The sequence below is a fragment of the Streptomyces sp. NPDC003720 genome (assembly GCF_042875075.1).
In the GTDB taxonomy this organism is placed as follows: domain Bacteria; phylum Actinomycetota; class Actinomycetes; order Streptomycetales; family Streptomycetaceae; genus Streptomyces.
This window is the reverse complement of record NZ_JBIANZ010000002.1, coordinates 245,697-260,229: the sequence shown is the minus strand read 5'-3', so window position 1 is coordinate 260,229 and position 14,533 is coordinate 245,697. Positions and strand designations below refer to the sequence as shown.

General features: G+C 74.1%; 13 protein-coding genes. 6 read left to right on the top strand and 7 right to left on the bottom strand.

The genetic code is table 11. The features are described from left to right. The gene (locus tag ACFYU0_RS06630) at positions 1-465 is read left to right on the top strand and encodes an SPW repeat protein (protein WP_389298905.1); all 465 of its coding nucleotides are present in this window, start codon (positions 1-3) and stop codon (positions 463-465) included. 11 nt (positions 466-476) lie between these two features. Then, on the top strand, positions 477-1,325 hold the full coding sequence (locus ACFYU0_RS06625; protein ID WP_389298281.1) for an SDR family NAD(P)-dependent oxidoreductase: 849 nt from the start codon (positions 477-479) through the stop codon (positions 1,323-1,325). A 119-nt stretch (positions 1,326-1,444) separates the two neighbouring features. On the opposite strand, the gene ACFYU0_RS06620 is transcribed toward ACFYU0_RS06625, so the two are convergent. After that, positions 1,445-2,725, bottom strand: a complete 1,281-nt coding sequence (locus tag ACFYU0_RS06620) for an ATP-binding protein (protein ID WP_389298279.1) — start codon at positions 2,723-2,725, stop codon at positions 1,445-1,447. Between the two features lie 119 nt (positions 2,726-2,844). Here ACFYU0_RS06620 and ACFYU0_RS06615 point away from each other — a divergent pair, with 119 nt between their 5' ends. Next, positions 2,845-3,318: a glutaredoxin domain-containing protein gene (locus ACFYU0_RS06615; RefSeq protein ID WP_351669329.1), complete on the top strand. Its 474-nt coding sequence runs from the start codon at positions 2,845-2,847 to the stop codon at positions 3,316-3,318. Between the two features lie 87 nt (positions 3,319-3,405). Here the strand turns inward: ACFYU0_RS06615 and ACFYU0_RS06610 are convergent, their stop codons facing one another. The 6 genes from ACFYU0_RS06610 to ACFYU0_RS06585 all read right to left on the bottom strand — a co-directional run bounded on the left by ACFYU0_RS06610 (position 3,406) and on the right by ACFYU0_RS06585 (position 9,356). After that, complete coding sequence (locus ACFYU0_RS06610; RefSeq protein WP_351669327.1) at positions 3,406-3,735, bottom strand: STAS domain-containing protein; 330 nt, start codon at positions 3,733-3,735, stop codon at positions 3,406-3,408. Continuing rightward, complete coding sequence (locus ACFYU0_RS06605) at positions 3,732-5,111, bottom strand: PP2C family protein-serine/threonine phosphatase (protein WP_389298276.1); 1,380 nt, start codon at positions 5,109-5,111, stop codon at positions 3,732-3,734. Before ACFYU0_RS06605 ends, ACFYU0_RS06610 begins: the two co-directional genes overlap by 4 nt. Further along, the gene (locus ACFYU0_RS06600) at positions 5,108-5,911 is read right to left on the bottom strand and encodes an alpha/beta fold hydrolase (protein WP_389298274.1); all 804 of its coding nucleotides are present in this window, start codon (positions 5,909-5,911) and stop codon (positions 5,108-5,110) included. Before ACFYU0_RS06600 ends, ACFYU0_RS06605 begins: the two co-directional genes overlap by 4 nt. 146 nt (positions 5,912-6,057) lie before the next feature. Then, on the bottom strand, positions 6,058-6,858 hold the full coding sequence (locus ACFYU0_RS06595; protein WP_351669321.1) for a thioesterase family protein: 801 nt from the start codon (positions 6,856-6,858) through the stop codon (positions 6,058-6,060). Between the two features lie 457 nt (positions 6,859-7,315). Next, positions 7,316-7,957 carry an NADPH-dependent F420 reductase gene (locus ACFYU0_RS06590; RefSeq protein ID WP_389298272.1) on the bottom strand — a complete coding sequence of 214 codons (642 nt, stop codon included), beginning with the start codon at positions 7,955-7,957 and terminating at the stop codon, positions 7,316-7,318. A gap of 115 nt (positions 7,958-8,072) precedes the next feature. After that, a complete protein-coding gene (locus tag ACFYU0_RS06585) occupies positions 8,073-9,356 on the bottom strand; it encodes a helix-turn-helix transcriptional regulator (protein WP_389298270.1) in 1,284 nt (427 codons plus the stop codon). A gap of 338 nt (positions 9,357-9,694) precedes the next feature. On the opposite strand from ACFYU0_RS06585, the gene ACFYU0_RS06580 reads away from it, so the two are divergent. From ACFYU0_RS06580 to ACFYU0_RS06570, 3 genes are read left to right on the top strand one after another with little or no spacing between them, the layout of a single operon-like run. After that, entirely contained in the window at positions 9,695-11,068 is a 1,374-nt protein-coding gene (locus ACFYU0_RS06580) for an acetyl-CoA carboxylase biotin carboxylase subunit family protein (protein ID WP_389298269.1), read from the top strand. Next, entirely contained in the window at positions 11,065-13,077 is a 2,013-nt protein-coding gene (locus tag ACFYU0_RS06575; protein ID WP_389298267.1) for a PEP/pyruvate-binding domain-containing protein, read from the top strand. The genes ACFYU0_RS06580 and ACFYU0_RS06575 overlap by 4 nt, the downstream gene beginning before the upstream one ends. 8 nt (positions 13,078-13,085) lie before the next feature. Next, complete coding sequence (locus ACFYU0_RS06570; RefSeq protein WP_389298265.1) at positions 13,086-14,429, top strand: MFS transporter; 1,344 nt, start codon at positions 13,086-13,088, stop codon at positions 14,427-14,429. The last annotated feature ends 104 nt before the right edge of the window (positions 14,430-14,533 follow it).

The following is a 14,533-nucleotide window of genomic DNA, read 5'->3' as shown; positions in this document are numbered from 1 at the left end:
ATGGAGACACACCCCGACATAGTCGACATGCGCATGCGTCACGAGATGGCCGAGCGCGCCACGAGCACCCCGCAGGGGCAGGCCGTCGGCACGTTGGCCTTCCTCACCGGCATCTACATGGCGGCGTCACCGTGGATCACCGGGTTCAACGGCCTGTCCACCCTCGCCGTCAACAACCTGATCGTCGGCATCGCCTACGCCCTCCTCATGAGCGGAGGCTTCGGCCGTGCCTACGAACGCACCCATAGCATGGCCTGGGGAGCCTGCATCCTGGGCATCTGGATGATCATCTCCCCGTGGGTCGTCGCGGGCAACGTCAGCACCACGAAGACCATCGTCAACAACGTCATCACCGGCGCAGTCGCCACCCTGCTCGCGCTGGCGGCCACCGCGGCGGCCGGAAAGGCCGAATCCGGGAAGTCGCGGCACAGCGGCATGTCCGCGCCGTACGCCTCCGGCCGCTGACCGGACAGCGCGTGGCATCCGACCAGCCGGCCCGCCGGGCGGTGGTGACCGGGGCGTCGTCCGGGATCGGCGCCGAGTACGCCGCCGCGCTGGCACGGCGCGGCTGGGACCTGGTGCTCGTCGCCCGGCGCGCCGACCGGCTCGACGCGCTGGCGGGACGGCTGCGCGAGGGGTGCGGGGCCGGGGTCGAGCCCCTGGTGGCCGACCTCGCCCGCTCCCCGGACCTCGCCCGGGTCGCGGAGCGGGTGACCGCCGACGACGTGGCGCTGCTCGTCAACAACGCCGGGATCAACGGGTACGGACCCTTCACCGAGGTCGATCAGGCCCTGCTCGCCAAGGTGCTGGACGTGAACGTCGTGGCGCCGACGGCGCTCACCCGCGCGGCCCTTCCCGGCATGGTGGCCCGCGGCCGGGGCGCCGTCGTCAACGTCGCCTCGCTGCTGGCGTTCGCCGGCTCCCTGCCCCCGGGCCCCCTCCCCCACCGGGCCGTCTACGGGGGCACCAAGGGCTACATGGTGACGTTCACCAGGACCCTCGCCGCCGAGCTGGCCGACTCGCCGGTGCGGGTCCAGGTCGTCTGCCCCGGGCTGACCGCCACCGAGTTCCACCTCGGCACCGGCGAGGCCCCGGTCCGCGGCGAGGCCCGGGTCCACGAGGACGGCGGCATGCCGCCCGCCGACGTGGTCGCGGCGTCCCTCGCCGGCCTGGAGACCGGGGAGGTGCTGTGCGTGCCCGGCCTGTCCGACCCCGGGCCGCTGACCGGGTTGGCCGAGGCGGAACTCGCCCTGCGCAACGGATCGGGCGCCGTCCTGGCGGATCGCTACCGCGCCGCGGACGCACGGGCGGGTGAGCCGCAGTAGGTGCGTCGGCTTCCGCCGCCGTGCTCGCCCGCGTCTTCCGCGTTCCTCCGCGTCCTCCACTTGCCTCCGCGTCGGCACGCGCGGGCCGGCGCGTACGGACACTGCCGCCGGCGTGGTTGTCAGAGCCGGCTGTGCTTGTCGATGTCCTCGGTGAACTCCTCGATCGCCCGGGCGGTGAGCGTCGGCCGGGTGTCGGCGATGGCCGCCAGGTAGTCGTCGGTGGTGGCCGGCGCGCCCCGGCGCTCGGCGACCTCGCGTTCGAACGCGGCCTGGGCGCCCTTGCGGGCCGCGTACTCGATGTCGGCGGGGGTGAACAGCTTGCTGGCCTCCACCAACCGCGCGAGGTCGACGGAGTCGGTGGCGGCCGCTCTGAGGTAGCGGGCCCAGATGGCCGAGCGGGCGGTCGGGTCCGGCGGGCCGATGGGGATGACGTAGTCGAACCGGCCCGGCCGGAGGAACGCCGGGTCGAGGGAGCGGACCGAGTTGGTGGCGCAGGCGAGCAGGCGTGCGTCGTGTTCGCGGAAGACGGGGATGAGCTTGAGCAGCTCGTTGGTGACGCCGTGCCCTGGGTCGACCGCCTTCCCGGACCGCACGGCGGCGATCTCCTCCACCTCGTCGATGAAGAGCACGACCGAGTCCAGTTCGGCCAGTTCCGCGAACACCTCCCGCAGCGCCGCCGCCAGCCCTTCGCCGGTGTCGGCCGCGAGGCGGGAGGGGAAGAGCTCCACGAACGGCCAGCCGAGCCGCGAGGCCACGGCCTTGGCGAAGCTGGTCTTGCCGGTGCCGGGCGGGCCGAACAGCATGACCGCCTTCGGCGGGACGACGCCGTAGCGGTCGGCCAGCACCGGCTCGGTCAGCGGCAGGACGACCCGGCGCTCGATGACCTGCTTCTCCCGCTCCATGCCCGCCATCGCGTCCCACAGCCCCTCCGGCAGCATCCGGCCGCCGAGGGCCGCGAGGACGTCGGCGTCGGCGGTCCCCGACGGTTCGAACTTCTCGAAGTAGGTGAGGTCGTCGCGGGACTCGTAGCCCGAGTTGGCCAGGGCCTTCGTCCCGGCCGCGTGGGCGGGCAGCAGCGCGCTGATGTGACGCACTCCGGCGGCCCGCAGCCGCCGCTCCAGCTCGGCGACGAGCGCGCTGCCGATACCGCGCTCGCGCCAGCGGGAGGCCAGCGCCACCAGCAGGATCCAGCCCCGCTTGGCGTAGGACTCCGCCACGGCCATGCCCACGAGCTCCTCGCCGACCACGGCGACGACCGCCGTCTGCCCGGACTTGGCCGCGGCCATCACCTCGGAGACCGGGAACACCCGGTCCTCGTCGGTCCCGCGGCTCTGGTCCCAGATCTGGATGGCCTGGTCGAGATCGTCGTCGTGATAGTCGCGCAGGTGCCATACGGGCATCGTCACCACCACCTCGCTCGGCGTGGAGATCCCATTGTCCGCCGCGGCAGCGCGCGGTGCCGAGTCGGGCGGGCCGTCGGGTTCCGGGATCACCCGGCGGCCCGATAACGTGCGTGTTCATGACGCGTAGTTGGACCGTCCCGGTGCTGCTGGGGCTCAGCGGTGCGGTGATCGCGACCGGTCTCCGCCTCCTCGGCAGGGGCACCGGAGCGGCCGCGCCGGTGCTGCTGTGGTTCCTCGTGATGGCGGTCCTGTACTCGCCGGTGATCTTCCCGAGGTCGGTCAGTGCGCAGGAGGCCCGGCGGCTCAGCGCGGTCGACGGGCGGCCGGTCGTGTTCTGGCGGCCCGGCTGCAAGTACTGCCTGCGGCTTCGTTTCCGGCTGGGCCGCGAGGCCGGACGGCTGCACTGGGTGGACATCTGGCGCGACCCGGCGGGAGCGGCGGCGGTCAGGGCGGTCAACAACGGCGACGAGACCGTGCCGACCGTCCTCGTGGCGGATCGCCCGTACGTCAATCCCGATCCCGGCTGGCTGCGCGACCGGCTGTCCGAGGCCGCCGGGGGCGGCGGAACGGCACCGGACTCGGCAGGCTGACGGCGGCCGGCGCCCGCGCGTGACGGCGCGGCCGGAGCCGCGCGCCGTGGTGGCGCGGTCAGCCGGCCGTACGGCGTGGCTGCGCGGTCAGTCGGCCGGCGGGGCCGGGCGGATGGTGAAGACCTGGTCGAGGCCGACGATCGTGAGGATCCGCAGGAGGTGGGGCGGGACCGCGGTCAGGACGATGCCGGCGTCCGCGGCCTCGGCCTGCTGGCGTGCCGCGAGCAGGACGGTGATCCCGGTGGAGTCGCAGAACTCCAGGCCGGACAGGTCGATGTCCAGGCACTGGCCCGGGCTCAGGGTGAGGGAGTCCAGTTCCTGCCGCAGCATGGCGGCCTGGGCGTGGTCGAGTTCGCCGGCCACGTACAGGACGGGTCCCGCGGTGGCGTCGCGGTGCGTGATGTTGAGCGGGGTCATCGTCTGTGCTTCGTTGCCGGGTGGGGACGGGCGGCGGAGGCCCGGGCGGGGACCGTGGGGGCCGGGGCTCCGATGGCGAACAGGGCAGTGTCGTCGTCGAGACCGTCGCCGAAGCCTTCCAGCAGTTCGGTCAGCGCGGCGATCAGCGCCTGCGGGGTGGCCGACGCGTGGTCGGCGGCGAAGGCGAGCAGTCCGTCCTCGCCGTACAGGCTGTCGCGGGTGGGGCCGGTGCGGGCCTCGGTGAGGCCGTCGGTGTAGAGCAGCAGCGTGTCACCGGGGGCCAGGGTGGTCGTGGCGGCGGTGAAGGGCGCGGTGGGCAGGGCGCCGACGAGCAGGCCGCCGGGGGTGTGCAGCGGCTCGGCGCGGCCGTCGGCTCGCATGACGAGCGCCGGGGGGTGACCGCCGGAGGCCAGCCGGACGGTCGTGCGCCCGTCGCCGGTGCCGGGTTCGAGGATGCCGAAGATGCAGGTGCAGTACCTGGGGTCGCCGCCGGCCGTGTACCGCTCGTGCAGGACGGTGTTCAGGGTCGTCAGCGCGGCGGCGGGCTCGGGGGTGTGGTGGGCGGCGGCGCGCAGGGTGTAGCGGGTCAGCGAGGTGAGGGCGGCGGCCTGGGGGCCCTTGCCGCACACGTCCCCGAGGAAGAAGGCCCAGCGGTCGCCGTCGATAGGGAACAAGTCGTAGAAGTCGCCGCCGAGTTGGTCGGGGGACGCCGTGTGGTAGTACACGGCCGTCTCCAGTCCGGGGACGGCCGGCAGGGTGTCGGGCAGCAGGGACTTCTGCAGCACGGCGAGCGCGTCGGCGAGGCGTTCGCGGTCGGCCTCGGCCTGCTTCCTCGCCTCCTCGGCCTCGACGCGCGCCTGTTCGGCCTCGGCACGGGCGCGTTCGGCGTCCTGGCGGCGGCGCAGCAGTTCCTCTTCGTAGGCGCGCCGGTCGGAGGCGTCGACGACGGTCGTGCGGATCAGCAGGGGCTCGCCCTCGCTGCCGTGCTTGACGGCGGAGGAGACCAGCACCGGGAGCCGGGTGCCCCGGGCGGTCTTCATCTCCAGTGCCACGCCCCGCAGTTCGCCCTGCATGCGCAGCAGCGGCGCGAAGTGCGTCTCGTGGTACATCCTGCCGCCGACGGTCAGCAGGTCGGCGAAGCGCCTGCGTCCGACGACGTCCTCGCGCCGCAGGCCCAGCCACTCGAGCAGGGTGCCGTTGACCTTGGCGACCGTGCCGTCCATCAGGGTGGAGAGGTAGCCGCAGGGCGCCGCCTCGTAGAGGTCCTCGGCGCTGTCCTCGAGCAGGGCGGTGAAGGCCGGGTCGAGGTCCTCCGCACCGCCGCCCCGGCCGTTGCGGTCGGGCGGCTCGGAGAGGCTGTCCGTACGGCACGTCACGACAGGTCCCGCAGGAAGTCGAGGATCGCCGCCGTCGTGGCTTCGGGGGCGCTCAACTGCGGGCAGTGGCCGGTGGCGTCGAGGGTGACGAGGCGGGAGCCGGGGATCGCCGCGTGTACGTAGGCACCGACCTCGCGCGGTGCGATGGCGTCCTCGACGCACTCCAGGACGAGCGTGGGAACGGCCACGCTCTTGAGGTCGTCCCGGCTGTCGGAGAGGAACGTGGTGCGGGCGAAGACACGGGCGATGTCGGGGTCGGTGGCGCAGAAGCTGTTGGTCAGCTCCTGTCCCAGCTCCGGCCGCTCCGGGTTGCCCATGATCACCGGGGCCATGGCGGACGACCAGCCGAGGTAGTTCGACTCCAGGGAGACCAGCAGCTCGTCGATGTCCTCGGCGTCGAAGCCGCCGCGGTAGCCCTCGTCGTCGATGTAGCGGGGCGAGGGCCCGACCATCACCAGGGCGCCGATCCGCTCCGGCGCGGCCCGCGCCGCCAGCACCCCGGCCATGGCGCTGACCGAGTGGCCCACGAACACCGCCCGGTCGAGGTCCAGGTGCTCGCAGACCTCGACCACGTCCCGGGCGTAGCCGTCGAGCGTGGAGTACCGCGCCTCGCTCCAGGCCGACAGGTCGGAACCGCCGGAGCCCACGTAGTCGAACAGCACCACCCGGTACCGCTCCGCCAGTGCCGGCGCGACCAGGCGCCACATGTTCTGGTCGCAGCCGAACCCGTGCGCCAGCACCAGGGCGGGAGCGGCGGCCGGGCCGGCGACCGTCACGTTGTTCCTTCGGCGGATGTCCATACCACGCATCCTCCCATCCGCCTCGGCCGGCGTGGGACGGCGGCCCCCGGATGCCGGCCCGGCGTCGCCGCGAGCGGCCGGGCGAGCGGCGCCGGCCGGGCGAGCGGCGCCGCCGGGCGACCGGGGCTGCCCGGGCGACCGCCTGATCAGCCCCGCTCGGTCACGTAGAGGCTCTGGGTGCCGCGCCCCAGCGGGCCCTTCTCGTCGTGCAGGGCGGACTCGGCGAGTCCGATGCCGGCGCCGTCCACCATCGTCCGCGCGTCCAGGCAGACCCACTCGCCCTCGGGATGGCGGTGCAGGCTGACGGTGAGATCGGCGTTGACGAAGACGTAGCGGTGGAAGTCGAGCGCCGAGCTGACGCCGTTGCCGGAGTCCGCCGCGGTCAGCACCCTGCTGAGCGGCGCCGTCTCCTCGCCCGCCACCAGGGGCACCCGCATCCGCATCCACGCCGTCGCCGGACCGGGTTCGAGGAACGAGCCCGCGGCGAAGCGCACGTCCATGGCGGTGTGGTAGCCCTGGTCCCAGGGGACGGGGAAGAAGGCCTGCGGGTCCACGGCGCCGGGCCCGGGCACCTGCGGACCCGGCGACACCTCCGGCACCGACTCGGGCGCCGTCCGCATCAGCAGTGCCGTCGCCCGCATCACCTCCGTACCGCCCTCGGGCGTCAGGGCGGCCTCGACGAGTTCCACGCTGCGTCCGGCGCGCAGCACACGGGTGGTCACGGTGAGCGGCCGCAGGGGGACGGGCCGGGTGATCTCGTAGGTGAGCCGGGTGATCCGCATGTCCGGCCGGGCCCCCGGCCGTTGCTCCACGGCGAGCCCGAGCAGCGCGGCCGGCGGGCCGGCGTGCTGGGAACCGGCGTCCCAGGGACCCCGGGTGTAGCCGGTGGGGAGGAACCGGTCGGCGGCCTCCCGCTCGTAGAAGGCCTCTGCTTGCGACGACGGCATGGTGCGTCCTCCCTGTCCCACGACTTCCCGCAGCTTACCAAGCGCTTGCTCACCTCAGGAGGCCCGCGGCGTAGGGAAGGGTGACCGTCAAGGAGTCGAAGATCAAAAGGAATTGGGGCTTCCGTTTCCCTCGGTCACCACGTAGGTTCCGACTACCCCGCGTCGTCGCCCACCGAGGCGTCGGCCCGCCGGTCCCGGGACGGCGGGCCGCGCGGGGTCCAAATACACGGTCACGGCACCCGTGCCGGCCGGCCGGACGTACGGTGTGCCGCTGTCAGCGGTGCGACCGCGCGCCCCCCTGGTCGACGATGCCCCTGCGCTGCCGCGCGGCCGCCGAAGTCCCTGGCGAGCCCGTCCGGCGGGCCGTGGGGGGGGGCCGCGTCGATGCGCGGGGCCGATCACCGCCCGGATCCGCGGGTTCCGCGGCCGCCGGACGCCGGCCGCCCCGCGCCGGCCCTCAGGGCAGGATCGCGATGGCGCTCGACCAGTTCAGGCCGAGCCGCTCCTGCGCCGCCATGTGCAGGAACTGGAACGCCTCCAGCTCCCGCGCCCGGCGCAGCGGCCCCACGTCCAGGGGGCGCAGCCCCGCGGAGGAGGCCAGTGCGGACACGGTCTCCTTCGCCGTGTCGTCGTCTCCGGCGACGAAGACGTCCAGCGGCCGACCGGCCACCTCTCCGCTGACGAGCGGGCCGGCGAAGGTGGTGTTGAAGGCCTTGACCACCCGGGCGTCCGGCGCCGCGGCGGCGATCTTCTCGGCCGCCGAGGTGCCGGCCGGCACCACCAGGGAGTCGAAGGTGGTGAAGTCCACCGGGTTCGAGATGTCGACGACCGTCTTCCCGGCCAGGGTGCCGGCCCACGCGGCGGCCACCTCGCAGCCGGCCGGGTAGGGCAGGGCCAGCACCACGACGTCGGAACCGGCCACGGCGCCGGCGTCGGCCGCCGTGACCTCCGGCCCGGAGCCCGCCCGGCTCAGAGCCGTTGCCAGGTCCTCCGCCTTCGCCCGGTTGCGGTCGTACAGCCGGACGGAGTGACCGCCCGCGAGCGCCCGGGTCCCGATGTCGCGTGCCATGTTTCCGGCGCCGACGATGGTGACGATCATGGCTGACTCCTCGGTCCGGGTCCCCGCTCTCCAGCCTCACTCCCCCGCCCGGACATCGCCACCGACGGGCTCGCCCGGCCCACGGCCGGGCGGGCCCCCGGGCGGCACGGGCGCGTCAGACCGGGCTGAGCGGGTGGGCCGCCGTGGCGGACCTCGGGGGCCAGGCCTGCGGGGCCAGGATGCCCAGTACGTAGGCCCGCGCCACCAGGGCCGGGCGGGTCGCGGCGTCCAGCAGGTCGCGCAGGCGGCTGAGGTGGTAGTCCACGGTCTGCCGGGACAGGTGCAGCGTCCTGGCGATCTCCGCGTTGCTGCGCCCGGCGGCCAGCAGGGCGAGTATCCGGACCTGGGCGGCGGTCAGGGGCGGCCGCGCCTCGTGGGGCAGGCCCAGGTGCGTCAGCACCGCCCAGACGCCGGCCACCCGCTCCGGGGCCCGGCACACGGCGCTCAACTGGATCAGGGCCCGGCGCCGGCGGTCGTCCGCGTCGACGAGCACGGCGCAGGTGCGGGCGCTTCGGCGCCGGCCGCTCACGAGGTCGTGCCAGATCCGGTGCAGGCCGGTGCGTTCCGGCGTGTCCGCCAGCAGGGAGTCCGCGGGCCGGCCGATGAGGTCGGAGAGGCGCACACGCAGGAGTTGCGCGGCCGCCGTACCCGCCTCCTCCACGAGCCCGTCCGCGGACAGGCGGACGCAGGGCAGGCCGCTGTGATCGCGCAGAGCGCGTAAGTCCTCCTCCGCGCGGTGCCGTTGGTCGAGTGCCCGGGTGTGCTCGGTGATGTCGACGTAGATGCCGGCCACGCAGCGCGCGGCGCCCCAGCGGACGGGGAAGCGGTAGCCCGCGGCGTGGCCCGGTGAACCGTCGGAGCGCCGGTAGGCGAGGGTGTGCCGGACGGGTGTGCCGCAGGTGAGGGTCTCGCGGTCCAGGGCGAGGAACCGTTCGACGTCGCCGGGTTCGTCGACGTCGGCGAGGTGGCGGCCGATCACGGCGTCGCGCGTGGTGCCGTACAGGTGGGCGTAGGCGTGGTTGGCCCACAGATAGCGGCCGCCGGCGTCCCGTACGAAGGCCGCGGCCGGGGTGAGGTCGGCGAACGAGGCGTACGGGTTGTCCTCCGCGCCGCCGCCCACCTCGACCGCCACTCCCCTGCTGCCGCGCTCCGGCCCCAGGTCCCGCGCCGGCCAGTTCACGTCGAAGGTCCGGCCCTCGAAGGACGTCTGGTAGGGGCCGGCGTCGGCGGGGAGCGGTGTGCCGCCGCGGTCGGCGCAGAGGGCCTCCAGGAAGCGCCGGGCGGTGCGTTCGTCGTCGAACGCGCCTCCCCCGCTGTCCACGACGGTCAGTCCGCCGTCGGCCTCCCACCAGGACACCGGAAGGGTCTCGAGCAGCGCCTTGAGCTCGGTCTCGTCCACGGCCCAACTCCTTCAACCGTCTACTACGTTACTTTGCGTAACACATCATGCGTATCCCGTAGCGCGGCGGACATGCGGGGGTGGCCGGACGGGGTGCTTCCGGAGCGGCCCGCGCCCTAGCGCACGACCGGACCCGCGAGCGACCGCCGACGCGTTCGGCAGTCGGGCATTTGCCTGAGCCGTTCGCGCGTCTCGGGCCCTGCGGCGGGGGTCGGGGCTGGTTCGCTTGAAGGAGGCGGTGAGACGGCGGGCGCGTACGGGCGCCGCGGTCCCGCCGTACGCGCGCGGCACTACGGGCGCGCCTCAACCGACAGTGGATCAGAGGGAGTTGGGTATTCGTGAGCAGGGTGCTGTACGTGCATGCCAAGGGCGGCCCCCCGGTGGGGCACGCCCTGACGCGGGTGGCCGCGAGGTCCGCGGTGCACCTGCTGGCACTCAGCGAACTGCCCGCCACGGTGGCGGCGAACGCCGGCGGGCTGTGCGAGTCGGTCGTCACGGCCGGGGAGCTGCCGGGTTCGGACCTCGTCGGGCTGATCGCCGACCGGGCGCGCGAGGTCGGCGCGGACGCCGTCGTCACGTTCTCCGAGTACGCGGTGGTCGCGGTCGCCGAGGCGTCCCGTCGGCTCGGGCTGCGGGGCGCGGGGCCGGCCGCGGCGCTGGCCCGCGACAAGCGGCTGATGCGCGCCGCCTGGGAGCGCCGCGGCATACCCCAGCCGAGGTTCCGCCCGGTCACGGACGCCGCCGAACTGGACGCCGCGGCGGCCGAGTTGTCGTACCCGCTGCTGCTGAAGGCCGCCTGGAGCGCCGGTTCGACGGCGCACCAGGTCATCGAGGCGCCCGAACAGGCACGGGAGGCCTGGCACCGGTCGCGGGCGGTGATGACGGAGTCGGCGCTGCTGGGGTTCGCGGAGCTCCATGTGGCGGGCGCCGGTGAGGACTTCATCGTTGAGGAGATCGTCAGCGGCTGTGCCGGTGAGTGGTTCGACGGCTCGGGCTGGGGCGACTACGTCAGCGTCGAGGGCGTCGTGGTGGACGGTGTGTTCCGCCCGGTGTGCGTGAGCGGGCGGATGCCGACGGTGGCGCCGTTCACCGAACGCGCCGGCATCACCCCGGCCGCGCTCGGCGGCGACGCCCAGGACCGGATCGTGGAACTGGCCCGGCAGGCCGTCGAAGCCCTGGGGCTGGAGGACTGCGGCACCCACACGGAGATCAAGCTGGGTGCGGACGGCCGGATGTGGGTCATCGAGACGGCAGCGCGGTTCGGCGGCGCGATGACGGTGCCGCAGATCGAGGAGGTGTTCGGGCTGGACCTGGTGGGCCTGTTCACCGACCAGCTGCTCGGCCGCTCGCCCGAGTGGCCCTCGCGGGCGCTGACCGGCGAGGACGCCGAGGGGGCGGCCGGCTCTCTGGTGGTCCTCGCGGTGGACGGCGAGGGCGCGCCGTGGGCCCGACGGCATCTGTGGGACCCGGCGGCGGTGCTGCGCGGCGCGCCGATCGGCGCGGGCAGCTCGCTGTCCGTCGTCCACGAGAGCTCGCTGCCGCAGGGCGCTCCGGTACCGGTCTACGACCCGGCCGCCGGGGCCAACACCATGGCGGGGCTGTGCCTGTTGTCGGCCGACCGGCCGGAGTCCGTGGTCCGCGACCTCACCGCGCTGGTGGACGCCCTGCCGCGCCTCCTGCCCGCGCACGCCGGCGAGGGGGTGCGGGCATGATTCTCGCGCTGGACGGAACGGGGGCGCCCGACGCGGCCGGTGACCGCACGGTCGTCGGGGCCAACCTCTCGCTGCCGCTGTTCCGCACCCTGTCCGGGGTGCTGGCCGGACATCCCTACCTGAAGGTCGTGGTGGACCGTGCGCAGGACACCTGGCATCTGCTCGACACCCGGGTGCACCCCTTCCACGTCAACTACATCGCGACCCGCGTCCTCGGCCTGACGCTCGACGAACTCGACGCGGACCTGGACGCGTTCAACGCCTCCGTGTACACGGACCCCGAGCGCCGCTTCCTGCTGGGCGTGCTGTCCCTGCACACCGACGAGGAGGCCGACGGCGCCGAACGGCCCTTCCTGGTGCTGGAGACGACCGAGGCGGACACGATGCACGGCGCGCTGCTGGAGGAGTTCTACGGCTATGTGCGCGGGCGGGTGGACGGACGCCTGCCGCTGCTGCTGAAGCCCGCGAACCACGGGCAGGAGCACGAGCTGTCCCGCGTCAGCGAGACGCGGGTGCCGCGCATCCTCAGCCACGAGCTGTTCGGCAACCGGACCCGCACCTGCCTCAACCCGGGCGAGGCGCGCGGGCGGCTGCGCTACTTCCGCACCCCGGCGGAGTACGAGGAGGCGGCCGGCGAGCTGGGCTGGTCGGACATCGTCGCCATGCCCTGTCCGCCGGACGACGTGCCGCGCGTCGCCGGGATCATCAACACGGCCCCCATCACGCCGCTCTCCCACACCAACGTCCTCGCCTCGGGCTGGGGCATCCCGAACGCGATCGTCCGCGACCTCGACGAGGTGGTGCGGCGCGACGGGCTCGACGGCGCGTGGGTGCGCTACCGGGCGCAGGAGGACGCCGTCACCCTGGAACGGCTGTCCCGGGCACCGGAGTTGACCAAGCCCGCCTGGCACCAGCAGCGGATCCGGCTGGAGGCGCCGTTCCTGGAGGACGCCCCGGTCCTCGCGCTGCACCGGCTGCGCAGCGCCGACCGGGACGGCTACGGCACGAAGGCGGCGAGCCTCGGGGAACTGCACCACGTCCTGGACAGCCGCACCGCGGACCTCACCGCGTTCTACGCGCGTCCGCGTCCGCCGCGGCCCGACCTGCTGGGCCATCTCGCGGCCCGGCTCGGGGAGCCCGGGGCGTCACGGGAGCGGCTGCGGGCCGTGGCGGCGGCACGGGTGGCGGAGACGGTCCGCGCGCCCGAGGGCGTGGCGCTGCCGTTCCGGCTGCACCACCTCTTCCTGACCTCGTCGCCCGCGCTGCAACAGGGCATCGGCAAGCTGAAGATGGCGCTCGAGCTGGAGGCCTTCGAGGTGGTCGACTCCCTCGCGCTCAGTCTCCAGCAGCTGACGCGCACCACGCCGATGCCCGACGAGGTGGAACGCGCGATCACCGCGTCCGTCGCGCCGCTGTCGGCCGACGGGCGCCGTCTGGTGGTGCGCTCCTCGTCCAACGCCGAGGATCTGCCCGGCTTCTCGGCCGCGGGCATCTACGACTCGGTCACCACGGTGCGCGGCACGGACCAGCTCATGGACGCCGTACGGCAGGTGTGGGCGTCGCTGGTGTCGCCGCGCAGCGTGCGCCTGCGGCACCAGGCCGGCATCCCGCTGGACGACACCTACATGGGGGTGATCGTCCAGGAGTACGTGCCGGCCGGTCTCGGCGGTGTGCTGGTGACCTGCAATCCGACCCGCCGCGAGGACTTCCGCAACGTGTACGTCAACTGCGCGCCGGGTTCTCCCGAGCGGGTGGTCGACGGCACGATCCTGCCGCAGCAGTACCTCTACAACACCGTGGAGGGCGGCGGGCGCACCGTGGACGTCGGCTCCTCGGGCGAGGACCTGCCGGCCGCGACGCGCGCCGCGCTGGCCCGACTGGCCCTGGCCGGGCGGCTGTTGCAGTCGCACTTCAGCGCGGACGACCCCGACGGGGCCCTGGACATCGAGTGGCTCATGACCGCGGAGGGAGCGTTCCGCCTGGTCCAGGTCCGCCCCTACTCCCGGTGAGGCCCGGTATGCCATTCTCGCGGTCCACCTCGCCAGCGCCGGTCCCGAGTCCGGCGGCGCGGCGCCTCATCCGCCTGAACAACGGTTTCCAGCTCCTGTTCAACCTGCTGTGGTGGATGCCCGTCTTCTACGCCTACCAGCGCGACGCGGGCCTGTCCGACGACCAGATCTTCGGCATCCAGAGCATCTACTACATCGCGTTCTGCCTCTTCGAGATACCGACCGGAGTCATCGCCGACCGCATCGGCGCCCGCAACTGCCTGAGCGCCGGGGCGGTGGTCATGACGGCGGCCAATCTGGCGCCGGTCCTGTCCCCGTCGTACACGGGCTTCCTGGTGCACTTCCTCGCGATCGCCGCCGGGCGTTCGCTGACGTCCGGGGCGGCGAGCGCCTATCTGTACGACGGACTGCGGGCCGAGGGCGCGCAGGCCCACTACCTGCGCGCCGAGGGCACGGCCCGGGCCCTGGGGCTCGCCGCCAAGGTGGTGTGCTGGCCGCTGGTCGGGCCCCTGATGACGCTGGCCCCGCAGGCCCCGTACGTGCTCAGCGCTGCGAGCGCGGCCGGTTCCCTCGGCTGTGCGCTCGCCCTGCCACGGCTCGCCGCGCCCGGGGGCGGGCGGGCCCGCCCGGAAGGCCGGGCGCGGCGGGACGGCAGCCTCCTGCGCGACACCCGGGCCGCGCTGCGCGCCCTGCGGGCGTCGCCGCGGCTGGCCCTGCTGATGGTGCAGGGGGTGGCCGTCTTCACGCTGTCCCGGATCTGCCAGGTGAACCTGTTCCAGCCGGTGCTGCTGGAGCACGGCGTCGGGGAGGGCGCGCACGGCGGGGTGCTCGCGGCGATGACGGTCGCGGAGGCGGTGACCTCGGCCCGTCCCCAGTGGCTGGGCCGCCGGCTGTCGCCGGTGGTGTGGGTGTCCCTGCTGAGCGTGGCGCTCGCCGCGACGCTCGCGGGCACCGCCGTCGGCGGACCCTGGGCCGTGGTCGTGCTGCTGTGCGCGTTCGCCGCGATCACCGGGTTCGTGTATCCGGTGCAGCGCAAGCTGGTCAACGACGCGATCCCGGCGCAAGCGCCGCGGGCCACGCTGCTGTCGGTGGAGAGCATCGTGGACCGGGGTGTGTGCGCGCTGGCCGCGGTCGCCGCGGGCGCCTACCTGGCCGCCGGGCGGCTGGACGCGCTGCTCTGGCACAGCGCGGCGGTCACCTGCGTGCTGATGCCGGTGCTCCTGCTGGCGCTGCGCCGCACGCGCACGCGAACCGGCCTCCGGGACAAGGGCGATGCCGTCGGCGCCCCGGCGGCGCCGGTGGAGGAGCCGGTCCCGCTGCCCGTCGACGAGGGCGCCGCGCCCCGCCCCTGAGCGGGGCGGGCATGGCGGTCCGGCCGGGCCACCATGCCTTTGCTCCGCCGCCGATCATGTAAGAAACTGGTGCGCCCCCCGTGCCAGTCCGGCCTCGCGAGACG

Excerpts from the sequence above, each read along its gene's own strand:
- ACFYU0_RS06630 (WP_389298905.1), top strand. The coding sequence starts at position 1 with ATGGAGACACACCCCGACATAGTCGACATGCGCATGCGTCACGAGATG.
- ACFYU0_RS06620 (WP_389298279.1), bottom strand. The coding sequence starts at position 2,725 with ATGCCCGTATGGCACCTGCGCGACTATCACGACGACGATCTCGACCAG.
- ACFYU0_RS06615 (WP_351669329.1), top strand. The coding sequence starts at position 2,845 with ATGACGCGTAGTTGGACCGTCCCGGTGCTGCTGGGGCTCAGCGGTGCG.
- ACFYU0_RS06610 (WP_351669327.1), bottom strand. The coding sequence starts at position 3,735 with ATGACCCCGCTCAACATCACGCACCGCGACGCCACCGCGGGACCCGTC.
- ACFYU0_RS06600 (WP_389298274.1), bottom strand. The coding sequence starts at position 5,911 with ATGGACATCCGCCGAAGGAACAACGTGACGGTCGCCGGCCCGGCCGCC.
- ACFYU0_RS06595 (WP_351669321.1), bottom strand. The coding sequence starts at position 6,858 with ATGCCGTCGTCGCAAGCAGAGGCCTTCTACGAGCGGGAGGCCGCCGAC.
- ACFYU0_RS06590 (WP_389298272.1), bottom strand. The coding sequence starts at position 7,957 with ATGATCGTCACCATCGTCGGCGCCGGAAACATGGCACGCGACATCGGG.
- ACFYU0_RS06575 (WP_389298267.1), top strand. The coding sequence starts at position 11,065 with ATGATTCTCGCGCTGGACGGAACGGGGGCGCCCGACGCGGCCGGTGAC.
- ACFYU0_RS06570 (WP_389298265.1), top strand. The coding sequence starts at position 13,086 with ATGCCATTCTCGCGGTCCACCTCGCCAGCGCCGGTCCCGAGTCCGGCG.